We start from the raw sequence: 20,315 nt of genomic DNA on the forward strand, positions 1-20,315 counted from the left end.
ACAAAACCTCAGGTGAAAGATGACAAGCGCAATGAACAATAGCAATACAGAAATGGATAACAAGAAGGCGGCCTCGCTTTCCCATTTTTTGAGTGATTTTGCTCCGCGCCAGATTCCGGATACCGAAGTAGAGGTTCTGCCGATGGATGCGGAAGTTCCGGTTCATGATCCCGAACCGGCAGAAGAAGCCGGTCAGATGGTGGATTTCAACCATGCTGAAAGTGAACCGGCAGATCATTTTGATGAAGCTTCTCTTGTAACCGAGACAAAAGTCAATGCTGAAGAGCTGAGAAAACAAGCGGTTGACGAAGCGGTAGAAAAAACAAAAGCCGAACTGGAAGCAAAATTTGCAGAAGAAAAAGCTTCTCTTATTGCCAGTCATGAAAAAGAATTGGATGAACTCAAAGTTAAAACCATTGCCGAAGTTGCGGCTAATCTGGATAATGACTTGAAACAAGGCTTTGACAACATACTTGAAGATATAAGCAAAGATGTTGCAAAAGTTCTTGGGGGCTTTATTAGCGAACAAATGCATGATGAAGCGTTAAACGATTTTGCCAAGCGCATTGCCAAAGAAGCAATATCGGCAAAACAGCCACTTGTGCTTCAAGGCAATAAGGATTTGTTGAAGGCTTTGGAAGCACGCCCCGATTTTGACAAAACAAAGTTTGTTTTGCGCCCCACCGATGCCGGCGACATTCGCCTCGAACTTGGCGATCAGGTAATTGCCACACGCCTTGAACCCGTGATGAAAGAATTGAAAGGGCTGGTACAATGAGTACAGATACGCCCGAATCCCATAATGAAATCATTATCGTTCGTCGTGGAGGACAAGGCGAAGGCGAACATCATGGTGGAGCATGGGAAGTCGCATATGCCGACTTTATGACATCGATGATGGCCTTCTTCCTTGTTATGTGGCTTATCAACGCTGCAAACGAAGAAACCAAAGCTGCTGTTGCCAGTTATTTCAACCCTATCAAACTGGTTGATCGCCGTACAAATCCGAAGGGTATTCAGGATAATGATGCTGTCGGGGATAACGATAAAAAGTCGGGTAACGAAGCTCATGGTGAACCTGTTGGAAAAGAAAAAAGCGAAAACCAGAGCAGTGCCGAACAGCAAAAAATGATGAACGAGCCTTATGAAGAGCTCGATAAAATTGCCGAACATGATGCGGCAACCGAACCTCCTGAAAAAGGGACGGGTGGTAACGCTGATGGCGGGTCACAAAAAGGGGCAAGCGAAGGCACAGCCTATCGCGATCCCTTTTCACCGGATTATTGGACCAAAAATGCTTCACATGAAATAGCCGAAGCTGATGGCGGTCCGAGCCAGAATTCCGGCGGGCGTGACCCCAATTTACCAAGTCAGCCGGGTGTCACTTTGCCCCCTAAGACAGGTGAACCGACGGTGGCAGGTAATGAAGGTAAACCGATGCAGGCTGCACAAGAGACTTTACCACCGCAAAATACAGATACGGCTAACCAGAATAAACCGCAAAACGGGGTAAATGGGGAAGCACAGACGGCTGGCCAGTCGACTGCCGATAAGGGCAAGTCCGGAAATGCAACTGAAAAAGTAGAAAATCCTGCGCAGTCTCCGGAACAGGCTGTTGAGCTCAGTAAGGCTGAAACGCCCCAGGAAGCGGCAAAAGATAAATCTCTGCCACAAGTTGTACGTGAAATTTCTGGCGAGCTTAGCAAGCTTATCACGGATACAAAAAGTACCCAACAACCTATGGTTCGAGTTGTCACGGTCAAGGATGGCGTTGCAATAGAACTGATGGATCAGGCCCATTACGGAATGTTTGCCATCGGTTCGGCCAAACCGGATAAAAAAGTGGTTGATCTTCTGGCCGGTGTTGCAAAAATTTTGCAAAATAAAAAGGGCGAGGTTGTGATTGCAGGACATACGGATTCGCGTCCCTATAGAAATGCGACTTATGACAATTGGCAATTATCAAGCTCGCGTGCACAAATGGCTTATTATATGTTGGTTCGCGGCGGGCTCGATGAAAAACGCGTTTTGCGTGTCGAGGGTTACGCCGACCGCGAACTCAAGAATAAGGCCGACCCATATGCCGCAGAAAATCGCCGTATAGAAATATTCATGCGCTTGCCACAAGGAGAGACGGAAGAAAAAAACAACAATACCGACAATGAAAAGGCCAATGGCACAAATAATGTGGAGAAAAAACAATGATGAAGCGTTTTTTCAAAATAATGTGCTGTGCCGGAATTGCTGTTCCTTTAACTGTTGTATCTCCGCTTGAAGCGCAAATGAGCGAGTCTTCCGCACTTGGTCCGGTTCAACTCGTTCGTTCATTGGAAAGTCTGCAAGATGATATTGCAAGTGGTCAACCGGGAGCGCTGCAAATGCAACCGCGTGTGCTTGCCGATATTGGCCAGAAAATGCTGAGCGAGGATCCTTCCATATGGGAAAACCCGCAAAATCTCTTTGCCGCCTTGACCTATCTTTTTAATGGTGGAAATCCCAATGTTGTCGAAACAATTCTCAAGAATGCTCCGGATGGAGTTATTCCTAAAAATTATGTTGTTGGTGCGCTCGCCTATGCCCATCACAGGAAAGACAGGTTTCTGAAAGCTTTCGACGAATTACCTGAAAATGATGACGAAGCTCCGGCTGCACTCTTACTTTCTATTACTTTGAGCACCGTCACGGATATTGCAGACGCAGATCCGGAAAAAGCATCCGAGCGGTTGAACTGGGTAAGACTGGTTGCTCCGGGGTCATTGTTCGAGGAAGCCGCAATACGTAGGCAGTTAAAAGTTGCAACAATGATTGGCGATATAAAACTGTTTCAGCTACTTACGAGAAATTACGTAACACGGTTTTCAAAATCGCCTTATGCCAACGAATTCTGGCGGGAATTTGCAACGTCGCTACCGGCGATGGACAATCGTCTGGACGATCAGCAATTGAGTGATTTTGTAGGCTATGCACCGGCCGCAATCCAGTTGGTTATTTATTTGAAAGTCAGTCGTACGGCATTGATCGAAGCGCGCATGCCGCGCGCCCATTTCGGTGCAGAAAAAGCTCTTGATCTTGCGCATAATCTCAACGTCGATGATTCTTCCGCACGCCTTTATTATGCAGCAAGTTCTGCCGGCACGACCGCAGCCGAAGACGCGGCCGAAATGTTAAAAATGATTTCGGTCAACAGTCTTCCGGAAAAAGATAGGCCATTATTAATGGCAGCAAAAGCTGTTGCAAAAGGTGTTGTGCTTGACACCAATATTTTACCGAAACAGCAAGACGAAGACGAAGATACTGACGATCAATCAACTTTGAAAGAAGCGGTTGGTGTCCCCGTCGATCAAGTGGGGAAAAAACCGGCAGAATCATTGCCAATGCCAACGGCCAGTTCTTCGGGACAAGCAGATGAGAAAAAGACAGCCACTGAAATTGATCAATTCATGCAGCAGACTCAAAAGAAAATTGACGATGTAGACAAACTATTGGAGAAAAAATGATGGTGATTTCGGGGGATTTTACGAACATTATTGCAGCCAATGCCCAACCGAAAGCCGACAATAAAAAATCGGCTCAATCCGATCAATCATCGCAAGCAAGTTTTGATGAGATCTTGCATAAAAATGAGGGTGACCGGTCTGCAACTATGAAAGATACCGACAGGCAATCGGCAAAGGTTGCGTCTGATAAATCCTATTCGGACAAAGCATATCCGGATAAATTCTATGCCGATAAAGTTACTAACGATAAAGTCTCGACTGACAAGGCTGCCAATGACAAACTTGCAACCGACAAGAATGCCAACAATGATAAGGGGCGTTTAAACGAGGTTGCCAAACAAAACGCTTCACAGGCAAAAAACAGTGTGTCCGATAAACCGCAAAAACAGCAAGAAAATGCGAAGACATCTGTTCAACATGAAAAAGATGCTCAGGAAGACCATTCGGCTTCGGCTATTCACGATATTCTTCAACAGATGGATGAACAAAAAGCCGCTTCATCAATAGAAAAAAACGCCGCCGGTTTGAATTTGAAAAACGATGAAGAGCGCGACCAATCCGGTTTAAATGGAATTATTTCCAAAGACAAAGTGCATTCGTCCAAGGGCAAAAATGAAAAATCGGACGATGTTGACGGCAACAGCCAAGAAAACGCCGAAAATTCTCATGGCTCTGACATTGGCCAATTGGCAACGGTTGACCACATAGTTGTCAATCAGGATAACCACACGAACGACACCAATTCACTTGGCGGAGATAAAACGACAGGTGATATAGATCAAGCGCAAACAACTGACAAAACCGTAGTTTCGTCAAACAATGCGGTAAATCCTTCAGACAATACTGCGGATCCGGCAGTGAAAAATGGAACGGATTTTCGTCTTACAGCCGTAGAACAGAATGGTAACAAAAACGAAGTCCATGCTGATGCAACTCAAATTTCAGGGTTGGAAGGAAGGGCAACAGAAGCATTTGGTAAATTCAAGGGCGATGGAAAACTGGCGGGCAAGGCCGACCTTTCAACCGGCAATGATGATGATCGTGGACAATCGGAATTTACGCTTGAAAATGACGGTAAAACTCGAAACCGGCTGGATGACGCTGTTCCGGAAGTGGCAGATAGCCGTGCTGACCGTTCCGTATCCGGACGCAAACTGAACGGCGAGAGACGTACACAGAACAATATCAACCAGACGTCGGTCAATGGTTCACAGCAGGTAAATTTTGAAGATATGGCCGAAAAATCTCAGGCTGGTTCGACATTGAATATCGGCGACAGAGTCGCCACGACCAATCCGAAGGGGGTAGATCAAACACAATTGGGGCGCATTACCGGCGTCGAGGTAACTGAAAATAGGCAAGTCGGTGATTTACGTGTTCTCCGTATCAAACTTAATCCGGAAAATCTTGGCATGGTCGAGGCACGATTGCGCAAAACAAGTGATGGGCTGCATATCGAAATCCATGCTGAACGACAAGAAACAGCACGCCTTCTTGCCGCAGATCACCATGCTTTGCATAAAGCACTGGAAAAATCCGGTTTTAATGATGACGGGCGCCTGACAATTATGGTCGTCGACAGAAGTTCACAAACAGTCCAACAGGGACAATCGACCAATTCGGGTCAATCAATGTCGCAGCAGGATAATGGCGGTCAGAATTTTAACGGACAGCAGCGGCAATTCTCCGGACAGCAGGGACAAGGTGGGCACAATGGGTCAAGGCAGACATTTACCGAGTTTCCGGTTACCGGCACTCCCTTGCAGGAAGAAGGCGGCCGTGAAGAACGTACTGTTCGCAATCCTCGCCGTCTGGTTGTTTAATTCGCCGATTGTGGCTACAGCCTTTGCCGGTAATGCTTGTGAAGGTGAAATGATTGAAGCTTCAAAACGGTATGATATTCCGTTAGGAATTCTTTATGCCGTGGGGCTTACCGAAACCGGCAACAAAGACTCACTTCAACCCTATGCGCTTAATATTGATGGAAAAGCGGTTTTTGCACAAAATGAGTCGCAAGCATTGCGTATCTTTTATGAGGCAAAACGTCGCGGAGCAAAACTGATTGATGTCGGTTGTATGCAGATCAACCACTATTATCATGGAGAGCGCTTTCCCTCGGTAGCAGCCATGTTCCAGCCCCATCTCAATGTCGATTATGCCGCGCGATTCCTTAAGGAATTAAGGCAACGTGAGGGAAGTTGGACCATGGCAGTTGCCCGTTACCATGCCGGTCCGAATAATAATCCCGCACAGAAACGTTATGTCTGTCAGGTCATGGCAAACATGATTGCTTCCGGTTTCGGAAAATGGACGCAAGCCTCGCGCCAGTTTTGTCGTGGAGAACTGTAAACGACGTTTTAATAAGCATGGTTAAATTTTATGGTTAACGTGCTTGACTATAACTAAGTATATGAAAATAAACGATTTTTATATAAAAAATAATTGTCGGAAACGGCAAATTGTTAAAAAGGAAGTCTAATTTTGGGAAAATATGGCAGATTCTCGGCAAGAAAAGTTAAAAACGACTTGTAATTTTCGTGGTGAAAGATATTTTAAAGAAAAGTCCTTGTTAAGAATAAGTTCTGGAATTTCAGAATTTGGTAAGGACGTTTATTAGGAATAGGGACATGATAATAGTTGTAGACGAACGTAAGCTGGTGACGGATGGTTATTCTGCCTTGTTCGCACGGGAGGGCATCTCGGCAACAGGTTTATCATCTGCCGATTTTGATGATTGGGTAGAAACTGCCCCCAAATCGGAAATGTCAGCAGTCGAAGCGATTCTTCTTGGCGATTGTAAAGATCGTATCGAATTGCCAAAGAAAATTCGTGCTCACTGCGACGCGCCCGTACTGGCTGTTACCGAAAACAATTCCCTCGAACAGACATTGGCTTTGTTTCAGGCCGGAATTGACGACGTACTTCGTAAACCCATTCATGTCCGTGAAATTCTGGCTCGTGTTGCGGCAATTCGCCGTCGCATGGGGGGCGAGATCCGTAAATCGGATGCTGCAGTTGTTCTTGGGCCAATCAGTGTGTTCAATGACGGACGCGATCCCAAGATCAATGGTGTGGACTTTGTCCTTCCCCGTCGCGAACGTCGCATTCTTGAATATCTGGTTGCCAATCACGGTCGGCGTGTAAACAAAACACAGATTTTCAATGCGATTTATGGTGTCTTTGATACAGATGTTGAAGAAAACGTTGTCGAGAGCCACATCAGTAAATTGCGTAAAAAATTGAAAGCAAAACTTGGAACCGATGTTATCGATTCAAAGCGCTTTCTTGGTTATAGTTTGAATATTGATTAATTTATCGCAACTCCACGCGATTTAAGCCTGCGTTTTCGCAGGCTTTTTTTTGGGCTTTATCAAGAAAAATTTGTAAACCTTTTTCTTGAGACCGGTGCTTTGAAATTCTGCTCGTTCGTATCATTTTATTTTACTGTTCAGTCGGTTGATAAAGTTAAAAACACATGAGCCGATCAGCGTTCTATTCTTGGTTTCGAGTTGCCAGTTTGATTTGAACCGGAAAACGGGTTCAGTGCAGCATTTTGATGGGCAGGTTTGACTCCAACAATCAGCTAACTTGCTTCAAAACTGTAATAACGCCAGCTTCGCGCAAGGAAACACTTCTATGTTGCAACTATGGTTCTCAACTCAAGGAGATAACAATGGGTATTTACGGTATGATGCGTACCGGCGTTGCAGGAATGAACGCACAGGCAAATAGACTGACAGGTGTTGCAGATAACGTCGCTAACGTTAGTACGGCTGGCTACAAACGGACGGATACCCAGTTTTCCGATCTGGTTATGCCATCAACACGTAATGCTTATCAGTCCGGTGGTGTCATGACAACTGTTCGCCATGATATTTCTATGCAGGGCGCAGGGCGCGGTACAGGAAAACCGGGCGATATCATGCTTGAAGGTAACGGTTTTTTCCGTGTTCAAGATGAATCCGGAACCGAGTATCTAACCCGTGCCGGTTCTTTCCAACGAAATGGTCAAGGCTATTTGCAAAATGCAGGTGGATTTTATCTGCTGGATGAAACCGGTAAACGTGTCATGATTAAAGGTGGCGCCGGCGAATTGCTTCAGGGGACAGCGACAACAAAAATTGATTTAACAGCAAACCTCCAGTCAGACAAAACGGCTATCAAAAGAGGGGATGATGAAGACAACGGTGAAATACCTTTCTCTACAACAAATGAAAAAAGTTACCATCTAAAAAAATCAGCTACGGTCTATGACAAGCAAGGCACGGCAGTGAGTGTCGACTTTTACTATACGAAGACTGCCGATAACACATGGGAAATGCGGGCTTGCGTAAATACAAAAGACGAAAACGGTAAGCCGATAGTAAAGCAATTGTTGAACCAACCTTTAACCTTTGACACTAAAGGTAACATCGCAACGCCAAAGGAGAAGTTAACGATCCACGTTCCAAACGTGAACAACCCTGCGGTAGATCCTAAACCAGGTGAGAAAGATCCAGATATATTAAATAATACATTTCCGGTTACCATCAACATGGCAGGCACAGATAATAACGGCAAAACAAGTATGACACAGATTGGTGCCAACTTCACATTCGATGCCGAAGCAGATGGTTACGCCCCCGGTACTTATAAAGGCTTCAGCTTTGGTGCAAATGGCGAAATACAGGTGAGCTATAGTAATAGTCAGGTGAGACAGATCGGTATCGTTGGCCTTTCCACAGTGACAGCGCCTGACTCACTTATTCCGATTACCGGAACAGTATTCCAGGCAGTGCCGGAAGCTGGCGGGCAGACATTCGGACATCCCGGTGAAGGTACATTCGGCGTTTTGAGAAGTGGTATGTTGGAAGAGTCAAACGCCGATATCGGTGATGAATTGACAGACATGATCGAAGCCCAGCGCAATTATACTGCGAACTCGAAAGTGTTCCAGACGGGGTCGGAAGTAATGGATGTTATTGTCAATTTGAAGCGTTAGGACTAACCTTACTTGAAACCGGCTAGATGGCCGATTACATGAGATAAAAGAAGGCTAAAATGACACTAGGTACAGCACTTTCTACAGCAAGAAATTCACTCAAGACATCGTCTGGACAGATGAGTGTTGTATCCCAGAATATTGGTAGTGCGCGTGACACGAACTATACCCATCGCACTACCCATGTCCTATCTGGTGCTAATGGCATGGTGAGTTCCAAGCTTATTCGGGATGATAATCCCGAACTTCTTGGAAACTACCTTCTCAAGTCGAGTCAATCGGCCGCGGCTGCGGCTATAAATGACGGGGCAACACAGCTCTCGAACATCTATGGTACAAACGACTTTGAAAATTCTCCGTCGCGTTTGCTTGATGATTTCAAAAAAGCTTTGCAGTTCTACGCCAATAATCCAAGCCAAAGAACAGCCGGTGACGCTGCTATTGACAAGGCAAAAGATCTTGCCAACAGTTTGAATGCCGGTTCCAAAGCAATTGATAAAATACGCACCGACACAGATAGCGAGATCAAGGATTCTGTTGATCATATCAACGACCTTCTAAAGCAATTCCAGCAAGTTGAAAAAGAAATTGCCAATGAAAAAGGGTTGGGGCGCGACGGCTATGCCTATATGGATCAACGTGATGCAATTCTGAAAGAATTGTCTCAGGAAATAGGTATAACAACTGTTACCCATCCTGATGGCTCAATGTCGATCTACGGCATGGATGACAGCACACTTTATGACAAGGTACCACGTCAGGTTTCATATTCTCCAAGCGGACCATTAGTGGCAGGAAAAGCGGGTAGCCCTGTCCTTGTTGATGGCGTTCCTCTTTCGCATGATGCTTTCAATTCGCCTAACGGTTCTGGCAAGCTTGGCGGTTTGCTGAAAGTTCGTGATGAAATTGCGCCGCAATATCAAAAACAACTTGATGAAATAGCAAATGCGCTGACCGATATTTTTAAAGGGCCTCCCGCTCTATTCGAGGGAGGTGACGAGACTAACGTTACCGGAACGGCGGGTAGAATTAGCGTTAATCCGGAATTTGATAGCAATACGGTTGACGGTGGTCCGGAAAAGCTCGGTAACGATATTCAGAAACTGATCGACAATTTGGATAAACCCCGTAATTTCGGTAAAGATACAGGGCTTGATAATACTCAAAGCATCACGTCTTACAGTAAGCAATCTTTGTCATGGATGGAAGGCGTACGCCAGTCCGCAACTTCGGATAACGAATATAAAAGCACAATGTTCAGCCGTGCGGGCGAAGCTTTGTCTAATGAAACCGGCGTAAATACCGATGATGAAATGGCTCTGATGCTTCAATTAGAGCAGACTTATTCAGCAACTGCGCGTATCATAACGACGGTCGGCAAAATGTTGGATGACTTGATGAGTGCGGTAAGATAGGTGTGAAATGAAAATTAACTCGATTTCTACTTATGTATTGAATAATTCGCAACGTTCGATTGTCTCGCAAGCGCAGTCAGAGCTTGATGAAGCAAGTTATGAGGCCGCAACACAACGGATCAGGGATCCCGGCTTGAAACTTGGTCGTCAGACGGGCCGTTTTGTTGAAAATGAAAATCAGATTTCAACATTGCAAGGATTGAAAGATAGCAACAATTTGGCAGCGCAGCGTATGGCTTCGGCACAAACGGCTCTGCAAAGTCTGGTAGAAGCAAGCAGCAAGGATAAACCCGGTGGTAGCCTTATCCAGTTTAATAAAGCGCTGATGGGCGACAGTGTTTCTGCAACTCCGGCAACCATGCAATCTGCTGCACAAACGGCGCTCGACTCTTTCGTCTCGGCAATGAATACGAGCTATAATGGTGAATATGTCTTTGGCGGCACCAATACCAGTCAGCCACCGTTCGATTATTATAAGGCGGGGAGCAATACCGGCACGAGCAAAATTGTGCAAGATACGTTCAGAGATTATTTCGGCTTTAATGTGGATGACCCACAGGTGGCCAATATTTCTGCCGATGACATGAAATCTTTCATCGATGGACCATTCAGTAAACTTTTTGATGATCCAAGTTGGAATACAAATTTTTCACGTGCCAAAGATGGCGAAGTGATGAGACGCATTTCACCCAGCGGTGAAAATGCCGATATTTCGGCAAGCGCCAATGATGCGGGCTTCCGTCACGCTATGAAAAATATGATTCTTGTGGCCGAGTTCGGTAATATCGGATTATCTTCGGCAGCTCAGGGGACAATTTCCGATCGCGCACGGGCTTCTTCGAATAACCAATCGACGGGTAGTGCTGTTAACGAGATTATTACGTCGGCGTCCAATCTCGGTAATTCGCAAAGTCGCGTCACCAATGCCACTAATCATATTAATGCACAGCTCAGTATTTTGAACCAGACACGCAATGACATGATTGGTGCTGATCCGAGCGAAGCAAGTGCGAAGATGATCCAGCTTCAGAACGTATTACAAATTTCATACACCATGACAGCCCGGATCGCTAAAATGACTTTGGCTGATTATATTTAATTTAATCCTTTAGGGGTAAGTTGAATAATACGGATGTAAAATCTGGGGAATTTTGATGTATCAGATGCGGTACGAAGATGTAATGGAAGACGATCAGATGGGAGCGCGTGAGCGCGAAAGCATTCTGTTCGATCGTTGTATAAAAATGCTACGTGCTGCCCAAAAAGCCGGGCCGGGAACTCGTGAAACTTATGAAGCAGTAGCTTTTACACGTAAGTTATGGATTATTTTGATTGAAGACTTGGGGCTGGCGGAAAATGCACTACCGACAGAGCTTAAGGCGTCTCTGATTTCTATTGGTTTCTTTATTTTGAAGGAAATTCAGAGATTGGAAAATGGGGAAACAGCAGACTTCGATGCTTTGGTGGAAATCTCTGAATCCATCAGGGACGGTCTTGCTACAAATCCGGAGAAGAGTGAAAATGACTGATAAAACGATGCATATTACGTTGCGGCCGAATGAAAAGATTTACTTGAACGGTGCTGTTTTACGCCCTGATCGTAAGGTTACACTGGAACTTTTGAATGATGCAACCTTCCTTCTTGAAGCTCACGTCATGCAGGCGGAAGATACCAACACGCCTTTAAAGCAGCTTTATTTTACTGCACAGGTGATGCTGATCGATCCCGATACAGCCGACAAGACAGTGATGATTTTCATTGAAATGCTTGGCAAAATGCTACGCACTTACAATGATCCGATCATTCTGGAAGGTCTGCGCAAATGCATTGATTTGACCGAACAAGACAAGATTTTTGACGTTTTGAAAGTTATCCGCGGATTGTTCGACAGAGAAGCAACCATAATGGGCAAAAAGCCTGCGGTTGAAAAGGAACAAAAAACCGCCTGATGTTAGGAGAAAGTTCATGACCATAAGTGCTGTAGACAATAATACATCAAGCCTTATGAAATATACTCCGGCAACCAATTCGGCTGCCGGAAAGTCCGCCGCAGCCACATCCAACTTCGCTTCAGAAACGCAAGCTGCATCCGACAAGGATAATACGTCGAAGACAAATACATATGCTTCGACAAATACAAATACTTCGACAACATCAACAACGTCTTCAACTTCTGGTACGAGTAGTACAAATTCTTCCGAGAATACCACTGGAAGCAGCAGTACAACTACGAAGACGCCGAATGCAGATTATAATACTTTCATCAAGTTGCTTATTGCCCAGATGAAAAATCAGGATCCGACCAAACCAATGGATTCGACGGAATTTGTTTCACAATTGGCAAGTTTTTCGGCTGTCGAGCAGCAACAGCAGACAAATACCAAACTTGATACAATGGCACAATCGCTCAAGAACATTATGGTTGATGGGCCAATTTCCCGTGCGGAAGGTTATGTTGGAAAATATCTTTCATATACTGATGAAAAAGGCGTTGTTACTTCCGGTACTGTCCAGTCGGTTACAATTTATAGCGACGGTTTGATCGCCAAACTTGATAATGGAAAAGACTTGCTTATCGGGCCCGGCGTTACGGTCATGAATAGTCAACCGAAACAAGCTTGAATTTTGTTGCGGGAGCTTGAGAATGAATGAAGCCGATGCCGTCGATATGGTAACAGCCGCAGTATGGACCGTTTTGGTAGCAAGCGGTCCAGCCGTTGGTGCGGCTATGGCAATCGGCATTGTTATCGCTCTATTTCAGGCTTTGACGCAAATTCAGGAAATGACGTTAACTTTTATTCCTAAAATCGTTGTGATTTTTGTGGTTCTTGCTTTGACCGCTTCATTTGTAGGCGGCCAAATCTATTCATTTACCCAACTTGTTTATGGGCGTATTGAAACCAGTTTCTAATTCCGATTGGCTGAAACTTGAACTATTGCAATGGCTTCAATGGCTTCAATGGCTTCAATGGGTTCAATTTTTTTGGTAGAACCGGAAATGGTTGCTATTCGGGCAATCCGGTCGGTAATATTGACGCGACAAACAAACGGAAAACATTGATTGAGTTGGACCCGCTTTCAGCTTTCTTTATGCTGTCGGCCATTTTGATGTCGTTCTGTAAATTGGATAAGTTGTCTCCTGGCAACGCCCGCCTTGATATAGATTTTCTAACCAATTTCCGCGAATAGTCTTGAACGGCGACCGGTCTTCAATGAGCGAGAAAACCGGAATGGGTGAGAAAATCGGAGTAGAAATGATTACCATTACTGTCAAGATGTTGTAATGGTTACACGTATTTTCTACCGTTATAATGGTAACTGACTATCCGGTCTCTATTCCATAATGACGTGTTATCAATATTATCGAGCGATTTTATCTATATAAATTTGATAATTCGGAATGAAATAAACCGAAGGAGAATCCCTCTTTAGCTAATTTATAGTTTTCACCAATATAAAGATTGTAATCCTCTATCTATGCTGACGTTTGAGCAATGCGGTTTTGATAAAAATCGACACACAATTTGAATTTATTTATGCCGATATAGGCAGACATAAGAATATTTTTAAAAAAATTTAAAAACACTATTCAAATATTTCAAATAAAAAGACAATCACAAATAAAAACTTGTTCAAAAAATCATTTTTTTAATTGAAGACAATAACAGAATGCAATTTTTCTCTAAAGTTTTATAAGCGGGCGTAACCCATCTCGATTATCATTTTTGTTAGAGGGATGAGATTTCAAGCAGCATTCGAGGGAACGATTTCAGGAAAATTTAGTAAACGTGCAGCTAAATAGGATTAGGCAAAAAATTAAAAATGGAAATAACGCCTATAGCAATTATTTCCATATTTATCAGGCTCATTCAGTCGTTATTTTTAAGGAAACTAAATATTTTCCTTCAATGTGTTGTTCTTGACGACATTGTTATCAATTTCAGGCTGATAGTCAGAATTTTCTGAACCGGCTTGCACATTTCCGGCGTTATCCGGCAAATTTTGTAAAGCATCATGAGATGCGCTATCAATTCCTGCACTGCTATTCTTTTTATCGGCAGCTTTTACATCCGAAGGCAAATGCGGCAAACGTCCGTTGTTTTTCGACGTCGTCTTTGTGTCATTTATTTTGCCACTATTATCTGCATGAACGCCCTTGGCAAGGCGATCGTCTGTTGTTCCATCCGTATTTGTAACATCACCCGTATTATCGAATGACATTACTTTATTGTCTTCATTATCAGGAACCTTGATTGTTTGACCATCAATCCCTTTAACTTTCTTGCCATCGGCTTTCGACAAGCTGTCAGTTGCTTCGTTACTATTTACAGCATCATCGGATTGCCTTTGGACAGCCTCGAAAAGCTTCTCCATTTCGGCCCGTGCTTCTTCAAGATTTTTCTGATGCAGGGCTTCTTGAGACGCCGTTTGCTGTTCTTTTATCAGCTCGGTAATATGAGCCATGATTTCAGCGACACTCGCAGAGATCGGATAATGCGGCCGCGGTTCGACCATAGGAATTTGCTCCACAACCGAGTCGGTCCGAGCCGTCTTAGTTGATGGCACCGCTACTTGCACTGTCGTCAACGAACGGGTGCCTGATGTAGCATCAACCGGTTGCATAATTACTCTCCAAAAACTATCAACAAGCTCCAATCTTCATGATTTTTCTTGTTCCGTTTCGAGCTTCTCATAAGCCTATTTGGCATCATATTCTATTTTACGGAAAAAAGCAAGAATTCTTAGTAATTCCCGTTTTTATGAAGAAATAAAAGAATCAAATGCGGTCGATCAGCAATAAGCCAATCCCCTGTTGCTAAATGACAATACAAACCGTTAAAAATTGTATTCATTTAACCAGGATATTATATCGTGCTTTATCTTGCTATTCAAAACAATTTTTCCCGATCTATTATAGGCGAATATCTTAACGCTATTGTTCGTATATTTAGATTTGCCCGTATAATGATTATTTTAGTCGCCCCGAATATGTTTTGAAAATTGATGTCGAGACGGCAGTAAACCGGTTTGCGACCATTATCACCCCATACGTTCGGAAGCATAACTTCCAGGAGTGGCCGGAAATACGACGGTGCGATTGTCGTTGATGAAAACACGATGATGGATATGTGCGTGAATTGCCCGTGCTAAAACTTGAGCTTCGACATCTCTACCAAGTGCAACATAATCGTCGGCATTCTGTGCATGTGTGACACGAACAATATCCTGCTCGATTATCGGTCCTTCATCAAGATCGGCTGTTACGTAATGTGCGGTTGCACCGATTATCTTTACACCGCGTTGAAAGGCTTGCTTATAGGGATTAGCGCCTTTGAAACTCGGTAAAAAAGAATGGTGAATGTTGATAATCTGTCCGGACATTTCTTTGCATAAGCGATCTGACAGGATTTGCATGTAACGGGCAAGCACCACCAATTCGGTATGTGTTTCGGTGATGATTTCAAACAGGCGATCTTCGGATTCCTGTTTGCGGTCTTTGTGGACAGGAATATGGTAAAAAGGCAGGTCATTATTGACAACCAATTTCTGGTAATCAAGATGGTTGGAAATGACCCCGACGATGTCAACCGGCAGCGCACCTATTCTCCAACGGTAAAGCAAGTCGTTCAGACAATGTCCGAACTTGGAAACCATGATGAGCACCTTCATGCGTTCGCTCGAATCGAAGAAATGGGCCTCCATCGAAAATTCCCGTGCAATAGGCTGGAAGCTTTGTTCAAGGTCATGAATATTTTTTCCGCCTTCGCTATCAAAACCGATGCGACAGAAAAATTTTCCCGAAATCGGGTCGTCAAACTGGGAACTATTGACAATATTACACGTGTTTTTTGCCAAAAATGTAGAAATAGCGGCGACTATACCCCGCTTTGCAGGACAAACTACAGTTAACACAAAGCTCGACATTGTCATTTAATCAAGGTTTCCTATCAGCCGGTTTTGAATATTTCAACGATTTGGAAGTTGGTTACTCTCGTCTTTAAGTAGAGATTATGAATATAAGGTTATTTTTGTTTTTTCCATGAATGACAGAACCCTCTCTTTTTTCATTATCTTTTTTCGAGCGTTTGTTGAAATAACATGGAAATTGTCGCCTTAACGATATAAAATATCAGAAATTCCCTCGCATGATGGAACGGGAAATTTTAAGTCTTTCAGGCGCATCCAATTTGACTTCAAGTAAAAATACAGGGTGGTTTGTGGCGGTTGTCGGACCGAGTGGTGCGGGAAAAGACACAATCATCAATGCTGTCCGTAAGATTGTGAAAGATCAGCCCGATTTTTTGTTTATACGTCGAACAATTACACGAAAAGCGGGAATATCCGGCGAAGCTCTACAAGCCGGAACCAAGATAAACATAGGCAATGAAGACAATATAGCCGTTTCGGAAGACGAATTTTTGAAGCTATCAAAAAACCATGCATTTTCCATGGAATGGTTTGCTCATGGAATTCATTACGGCTTGCCGAAGAATATTGCCGATAATATTAAACGGGGCAAAATTGTCATTGCAAATATTTCCCGTGAATATCTGGAAGCGGCAAAACAGATGTTCGGACGTATTTTTGTTGTGGAAGTCAATGCGGACATTTCAATTTTAAGAAAACGACTCATCATGCGAAACAGAGAGCAAGCGGAGGATATAAAAGAAAGATTGGGGCGTGCGAATGTGGCAATCCATTTGCCTGTAGGGGCGGGGTATTGCTATATTGATAACTCCGACAATTTGCAGCACGCGGTTGAAAAATTGCTATCGGTTCTTGAAATTTTGGCAGCCGGAAAAATACCCGATATTTCCGATAAGGCGTGGTTAAGCAAAAATAGATAAAAATAACCTTGTTGTTTTTCTCGTATAGTTTCTGATGCGAGCCTTTTATTGTCAAAAACTCTTTTGAAAGAAAATGCCGTTTTGCCATAAGTTATTGAAATGGCAATGACCGGTATTTTTTGCAACTTTTTCCCGCCGCAAACCGATGTCACTATCAAGCATCTGGTTGAATCATCGGGATAAACGGGTTCTCGCCCTGATGTCGATTAATATCCTGAAAATTGCAGAAAAATTATTTCCGGAAAAATCCCCGCGGGGAATTGGAGGCGTTAGACAGGCCTCCGCCCCGATGCCGGAAGTTTAATGCCCGACAAATCGAACCGGTTATTCCGGCTCGCCTTTATCCGGTTCACTGGTAAACAGATTTTCACCGACGACATCTCTGTCCTCGTCACTCAAGGGATTTTCTATATCTTCCTGCCTTTTGTTGCGAGGGCGGAATTCACCATTATCTTCGCCGGTCACGTCATCAAAAATATCAACCGTATCGACCGGACCATTTTTTTCGTCATCCTGTTCGTCGATTTTTTCAACGTCTACTACTTTTACATGTTTGTGCTTATCGTCATTGGTCATTGTAAAATTTCCTGTATTCTTTCGTCCGTTTAGATGTGTGGTCAAAGTGGGTAGACTGCAAGATTAGCCCATTTTTTTATTAGATAAGTAAATGGAGCAAATTTCAACTGCGGCAATTTACCGTTCATTTTGGAAAAGCGCATCAATAAATGAGAATAGTGGTTGTTCCAGAGCCTCTTCAAATACCATTTACGAAATTGGCGTCTCGCTCGAAAAAATGGTTGGAGACTTCAAAGTTCAAGGGTGAAAATTCGACAATTCCAACAAGTAATGCATAAGCCGCAGATAATGCATAAACCGCAGATTATTGTTCTGAAGACTGTCTAACCACTTCCGCAAAATGTTGAGCCGTAAAGCTGTGGAACGCTCGAAAAGTCAAATTTTAAAAGGAAATATTGGCTGGGGAACCTGGATTCGAACCAGGACTGACGGAGTCAGAGTCCGCAGTTCTACCGTTAAACTATTCCCCAGCATTTCTGCTTCAAGCGAGAACAGCATGGCTTTTAACATATCCAGTTCAAGATACAAGCCTAAACTTGAGAAAATAATTTTGCGGGTCAACAATCTCTTGATCGGCGAAAACTTGCCATCAACAACAAGCGGGATGCATGGCCGGAAAATCCGGTATCTTTTTTCAAACACATCATCAATCGACAATCTTGCAATTTTTAAAAAAATGAAGAAGGGCGTCTCCGGCTATTGGTAAAAACGACTAACGCTGTTACATTATAGGTAACGATAGCTCATGAAGTGTCCATTGCGAGAAAATGTCTCCTTGGCACTTTGAAGGAAAGATAAAGATGACTCCGTTGATCGACAACCCGAAAGGGTCGGAACGGGGAAAGCCTGGCGGAGATGGTGCGAAAGGTTTGCACGACCGCTTGGAAAGGCACGAAGATGGTGGCACGGTGCCGCCTTTAGCAGGGTCTTTTGCTGTTCCCTCATCCAAGAAGAAGCGCGCGAAACGGCGCCAAAAAGGTAGATTACGCGAGCATGGCGAAAGCTCATATGAAGGTGGAGCTGAAAAAGTCCATCATAGTAAAAAACGTTCGCGCAAAACGCCAATATTGACCAAACCACAGGGTGATGATGACCGGTCGAAACGTGAGACAAAAAGCGTTCTCGCAAATGATGTCAATAAACATAGTCATCCGTCGCGCGCTCGCGCGCAGAAAGTTCCGCTTTATGCGGCACTTGATCTTGGTACCAATAATTGTCGTTTACTAATAGCTGCTCCAACGAAACCCGGCCATTTTCATGTCATTGACGCATTTTCGCGTATTGTGCGTTTGGGGGAAGGTTTGGCGCGGACAGGTCGCCTTAATGAAAACGCGATGGAACGGGCTATCGAAGCACTCAAAGTTTGTCGTTTGAAACTCGATCAACGAAAAATAAGGCGGTGTCGTCTCATTGCTACAGAAGCATGCCGATCGGCAGAAAACGGAAAAGTTTTTATCGAACGGGTTGCACGGGAAACAGGAATCAATCTTGAAATTATTGATCGCGAAACAGAAGCGCGATTGGCCGTTGCAGGTTGCGGCACACTGGTTGAAGAAGATACCGACGCAATTGTCGTTTTTGACATAGGCGGAGGTTCATCCGAAATTGTTTTGATTGACCGGTCGAAGAAACGGTCACCGCGACTGGCTGAACATATCATTGCTTGGACATCGTTACCTGTTGGCGTCATTACTTTGGCCGAACGTTTTGGCGGGGAAAATGTCTCTGTCGATGATTTTGAAAAAATGAAAGATTATGTTCGCTCTTTGCTAAAAGGTTTTAAAGGGCGCGATAAATTGGGTGCTTTGGCGAAAAGCCCCCATTTTCATCTACTGGGAACTTCCGGCACAGTGACAACGCTTGCCGGAATCCATCTGGAACTTGCAAAATATGACCGTCGTCTGATCGACGGTATTTGGCTTAAAAATGATGATGTCGAACGCATGACCAAACGGTTGCTTTCGTGGAATTTGGCCGAACGCGTCGCAAACCCGTGTATTGGCCATGACAGGGCCGATCTGGTGCTTGCCGGTTGCGCTATCCTTGACGTTATCAGGGAAGAATGGCCAGCCGAACGTTTGCGGGTGGCTGATCGTGGTTTGCGTGAAGGGATATTGACCGAATTGATGTCACGCGATGGAGCCTGGCGCAAACGCCGTCATCTGAACGAGCGGTTTTATCTGCGGAAAAATCATGGAAGTGAACGTTTATGACAACGAAAAGAACAGGTGCACATGCAGGCGGGCGCGGTGGAGCCGGTACGCATGAACTCCACACAAGAGTGAAAAAGAAAGCCGGAACGATAAAAGCTTCCTCACGGCGGTGGCTTGAACGTCACCTGAACGACCCTTATGTGCATCAATCGAAAATTGACGGTTATCGTTCACGGGCCGCGTATAAACTTATCGAAATCAATGAACGGTATCATCTTTTGAAAAAAGGCCAGAAGATTATTGATCTCGGTGCAGCTCCGGGTGGGTGGTGTCAGGTGGCAGCCAATATTGTCGGCTCCACCAACGATCATCCTTCTGTCGTCGGTATTGATTATCTCCATGTAGACCCGTTACCGGGTGTCACAATGCTGGAAATGGATTTTCTCGATGATACTGCGCCCCAAAAGCTTATGGATGCGTTAGGTGCGAAACCTGATCTTGTCATATCCGATATGGCAGCACCAACGATCGGCCACAAGCAAACCGATCATATCAGGACAATTCACCTTTGCGAGGTTGCCGCAGATTTTGCTATATCGGTTTTGAAGCCGGGCGGGCATTTTCTTGCCAAAACCTTCCAAGGCGGGGCAGAAAATGAATTGCTGACAACGCTTAAACAGAATTTTAAAAAAGTCTATCATGTCAAACCGCCGGCAAGCAGGGCTGAATCAGTGGAACTTTATTTGTTGGCCTATGAGTTTAAAGGTAAACCGGCCTGAACCGGTTTATCCGACTGTTGCGTGAAGCATTTGTTGTTCCGGAAAAGCGCTATAAAACCCGTTTT

General features: G+C 44.3%; 19 protein-coding genes and 1 tRNA gene. 16 read left to right on the forward strand and 4 right to left on the reverse strand.

The genetic code is table 11. The features are described from left to right. Nucleotides 1-19 precede the first annotated feature (19 nt). The 13 genes from BBC0122_RS02760 to fliQ all read left to right on the forward strand — a co-directional run bounded on the left by BBC0122_RS02760 (nucleotide 20) and on the right by fliQ (nucleotide 12,805). Nucleotides 20-778: a hypothetical protein gene (locus BBC0122_RS02760; protein WP_077991062.1), complete on the forward strand. Its 759-nt coding sequence runs from the start codon at nucleotides 20-22 to the stop codon at nucleotides 776-778. Further along, the gene (locus BBC0122_RS02765) at nucleotides 775-2,205 is read left to right on the forward strand and encodes a MotB family protein (protein WP_077991064.1); all 1,431 of its coding nucleotides are present in this window, start codon (nucleotides 775-777) and stop codon (nucleotides 2,203-2,205) included. Before BBC0122_RS02760 ends, BBC0122_RS02765 begins: the two co-directional genes overlap by 4 nt. Beyond that, on the forward strand, nucleotides 2,202-3,497 hold the full coding sequence (locus tag BBC0122_RS02770; RefSeq protein WP_077991065.1) for a hypothetical protein: 1,296 nt from the start codon (nucleotides 2,202-2,204) through the stop codon (nucleotides 3,495-3,497). The genes BBC0122_RS02765 and BBC0122_RS02770 overlap by 4 nt, the downstream gene beginning before the upstream one ends. Then, nucleotides 3,494-5,320, forward strand: coding sequence for a flagellar hook-length control protein FliK (gene fliK, locus BBC0122_RS02775; RefSeq protein WP_077991068.1), 1,827 nt, complete (start codon nucleotides 3,494-3,496; stop codon nucleotides 5,318-5,320). The genes BBC0122_RS02770 and fliK overlap by 4 nt, the downstream gene beginning before the upstream one ends. Continuing rightward, the gene (locus tag BBC0122_RS02780; protein WP_198230693.1) at nucleotides 5,277-5,846 is read left to right on the forward strand and encodes a transglycosylase SLT domain-containing protein; all 570 of its coding nucleotides are present in this window, start codon (nucleotides 5,277-5,279) and stop codon (nucleotides 5,844-5,846) included. Before fliK ends, BBC0122_RS02780 begins: the two co-directional genes overlap by 44 nt. 278 nt (nucleotides 5,847-6,124) lie before the next feature. Next, on the forward strand, nucleotides 6,125-6,808 hold the full coding sequence (locus tag BBC0122_RS02785) for a response regulator transcription factor (protein ID WP_077991072.1): 684 nt from the start codon (nucleotides 6,125-6,127) through the stop codon (nucleotides 6,806-6,808). A 362-nt stretch (nucleotides 6,809-7,170) separates the two neighbouring features. Further along, a complete protein-coding gene (locus BBC0122_RS02790) occupies nucleotides 7,171-8,478 on the forward strand; it encodes a flagellar hook protein FlgE (protein WP_077991074.1) in 1,308 nt (435 codons plus the stop codon). Nucleotides 8,479-8,537: 59 nt separating this feature from the next. After that, nucleotides 8,538-9,893 (forward strand): flagellar hook-associated protein FlgK, encoded by a 1,356-nt coding sequence (flgK, locus tag BBC0122_RS02795; RefSeq protein ID WP_077991076.1) that lies wholly within the window; start codon nucleotides 8,538-8,540, stop codon nucleotides 9,891-9,893. A 7-nt stretch (nucleotides 9,894-9,900) separates the two neighbouring features. Continuing rightward, nucleotides 9,901-10,992, forward strand: a complete 1,092-nt coding sequence (locus BBC0122_RS02800) for a flagellar hook-associated family protein (protein WP_077991077.1) — start codon at nucleotides 9,901-9,903, stop codon at nucleotides 10,990-10,992. A gap of 55 nt (nucleotides 10,993-11,047) precedes the next feature. Next, on the forward strand, nucleotides 11,048-11,422 hold the full coding sequence (flaF, locus tag BBC0122_RS02805; RefSeq protein ID WP_077991079.1) for a flagellar biosynthesis regulator FlaF: 375 nt from the start codon (nucleotides 11,048-11,050) through the stop codon (nucleotides 11,420-11,422). After that, nucleotides 11,409-11,843 (forward strand): flagellar biosynthesis repressor FlbT, encoded by a 435-nt coding sequence (flbT, locus tag BBC0122_RS02810; RefSeq protein WP_369805206.1) that lies wholly within the window; start codon nucleotides 11,409-11,411, stop codon nucleotides 11,841-11,843. Before flaF ends, flbT begins: the two co-directional genes overlap by 14 nt. A 16-nt stretch (nucleotides 11,844-11,859) precedes the next feature. Beyond that, nucleotides 11,860-12,516, forward strand: coding sequence for a flagellar hook assembly protein FlgD (flgD, locus tag BBC0122_RS02815; protein ID WP_257788083.1), 657 nt, complete (start codon nucleotides 11,860-11,862; stop codon nucleotides 12,514-12,516). A gap of 22 nt (nucleotides 12,517-12,538) precedes the next feature. Then, a complete protein-coding gene (fliQ, locus tag BBC0122_RS02820) occupies nucleotides 12,539-12,805 on the forward strand; it encodes a flagellar biosynthesis protein FliQ (RefSeq protein ID WP_077991086.1) in 267 nt (88 codons plus the stop codon). A gap of 980 nt (nucleotides 12,806-13,785) precedes the next feature. Here the strand turns inward: fliQ and BBC0122_RS02830 are convergent. Then, complete coding sequence (locus tag BBC0122_RS02830) at nucleotides 13,786-14,409, reverse strand: hypothetical protein (protein ID WP_077991096.1); 624 nt, start codon at nucleotides 14,407-14,409, stop codon at nucleotides 13,786-13,788. Between the two features lie 525 nt (nucleotides 14,410-14,934). Next, nucleotides 14,935-15,819, reverse strand: a complete 885-nt coding sequence (gene purU / locus BBC0122_RS02835) for a formyltetrahydrofolate deformylase (RefSeq protein ID WP_077994450.1) — start codon at nucleotides 15,817-15,819, stop codon at nucleotides 14,935-14,937. A gap of 221 nt (nucleotides 15,820-16,040) precedes the next feature. Between purU and phnN the strand changes: the two genes are divergently transcribed. Further along, the gene (phnN, locus tag BBC0122_RS02840) at nucleotides 16,041-16,742 is read left to right on the forward strand and encodes a phosphonate metabolism protein/1,5-bisphosphokinase (PRPP-forming) PhnN (RefSeq protein WP_077991098.1); all 702 of its coding nucleotides are present in this window, start codon (nucleotides 16,041-16,043) and stop codon (nucleotides 16,740-16,742) included. Nucleotides 16,743-17,066: 324 nt separating this feature from the next. Here phnN and BBC0122_RS02845 read toward each other — a convergent pair whose 3' ends face one another. Both BBC0122_RS02845 and BBC0122_RS02850 read right to left on the reverse strand, forming a co-directional pair. Then, nucleotides 17,067-17,318 carry a hypothetical protein gene (locus BBC0122_RS02845; protein WP_077991099.1) on the reverse strand — a complete coding sequence of 84 codons (252 nt, stop codon included), beginning with the start codon at nucleotides 17,316-17,318 and terminating at the stop codon, nucleotides 17,067-17,069. Nucleotides 17,319-17,714: 396 nt separating this feature from the next. Then, nucleotides 17,715-17,788: transfer RNA gene (locus BBC0122_RS02850), tRNA-Gln, on the reverse strand. A 330-nt stretch (nucleotides 17,789-18,118) separates the two neighbouring features. Between BBC0122_RS02850 and BBC0122_RS02860 the strand changes: the two genes are divergently transcribed. Beyond that, on the forward strand, nucleotides 18,119-19,531 hold the full coding sequence (locus BBC0122_RS02860; protein WP_225868139.1) for a Ppx/GppA phosphatase family protein: 1,413 nt from the start codon (nucleotides 18,119-18,121) through the stop codon (nucleotides 19,529-19,531). Then, complete coding sequence (locus BBC0122_RS02865) at nucleotides 19,528-20,250, forward strand: RlmE family RNA methyltransferase (protein ID WP_077991118.1); 723 nt, start codon at nucleotides 19,528-19,530, stop codon at nucleotides 20,248-20,250. Before BBC0122_RS02860 ends, BBC0122_RS02865 begins: the two co-directional genes overlap by 4 nt. Nucleotides 20,251-20,315: the final 65 nt, after the last annotated feature.

Source organism: Ditibartonella choladocola (assembly GCF_002007565.1).
In the GTDB taxonomy this organism is placed as follows: domain Bacteria; phylum Pseudomonadota; class Alphaproteobacteria; order Rhizobiales; family Rhizobiaceae; genus Bartonella; species Bartonella choladocola.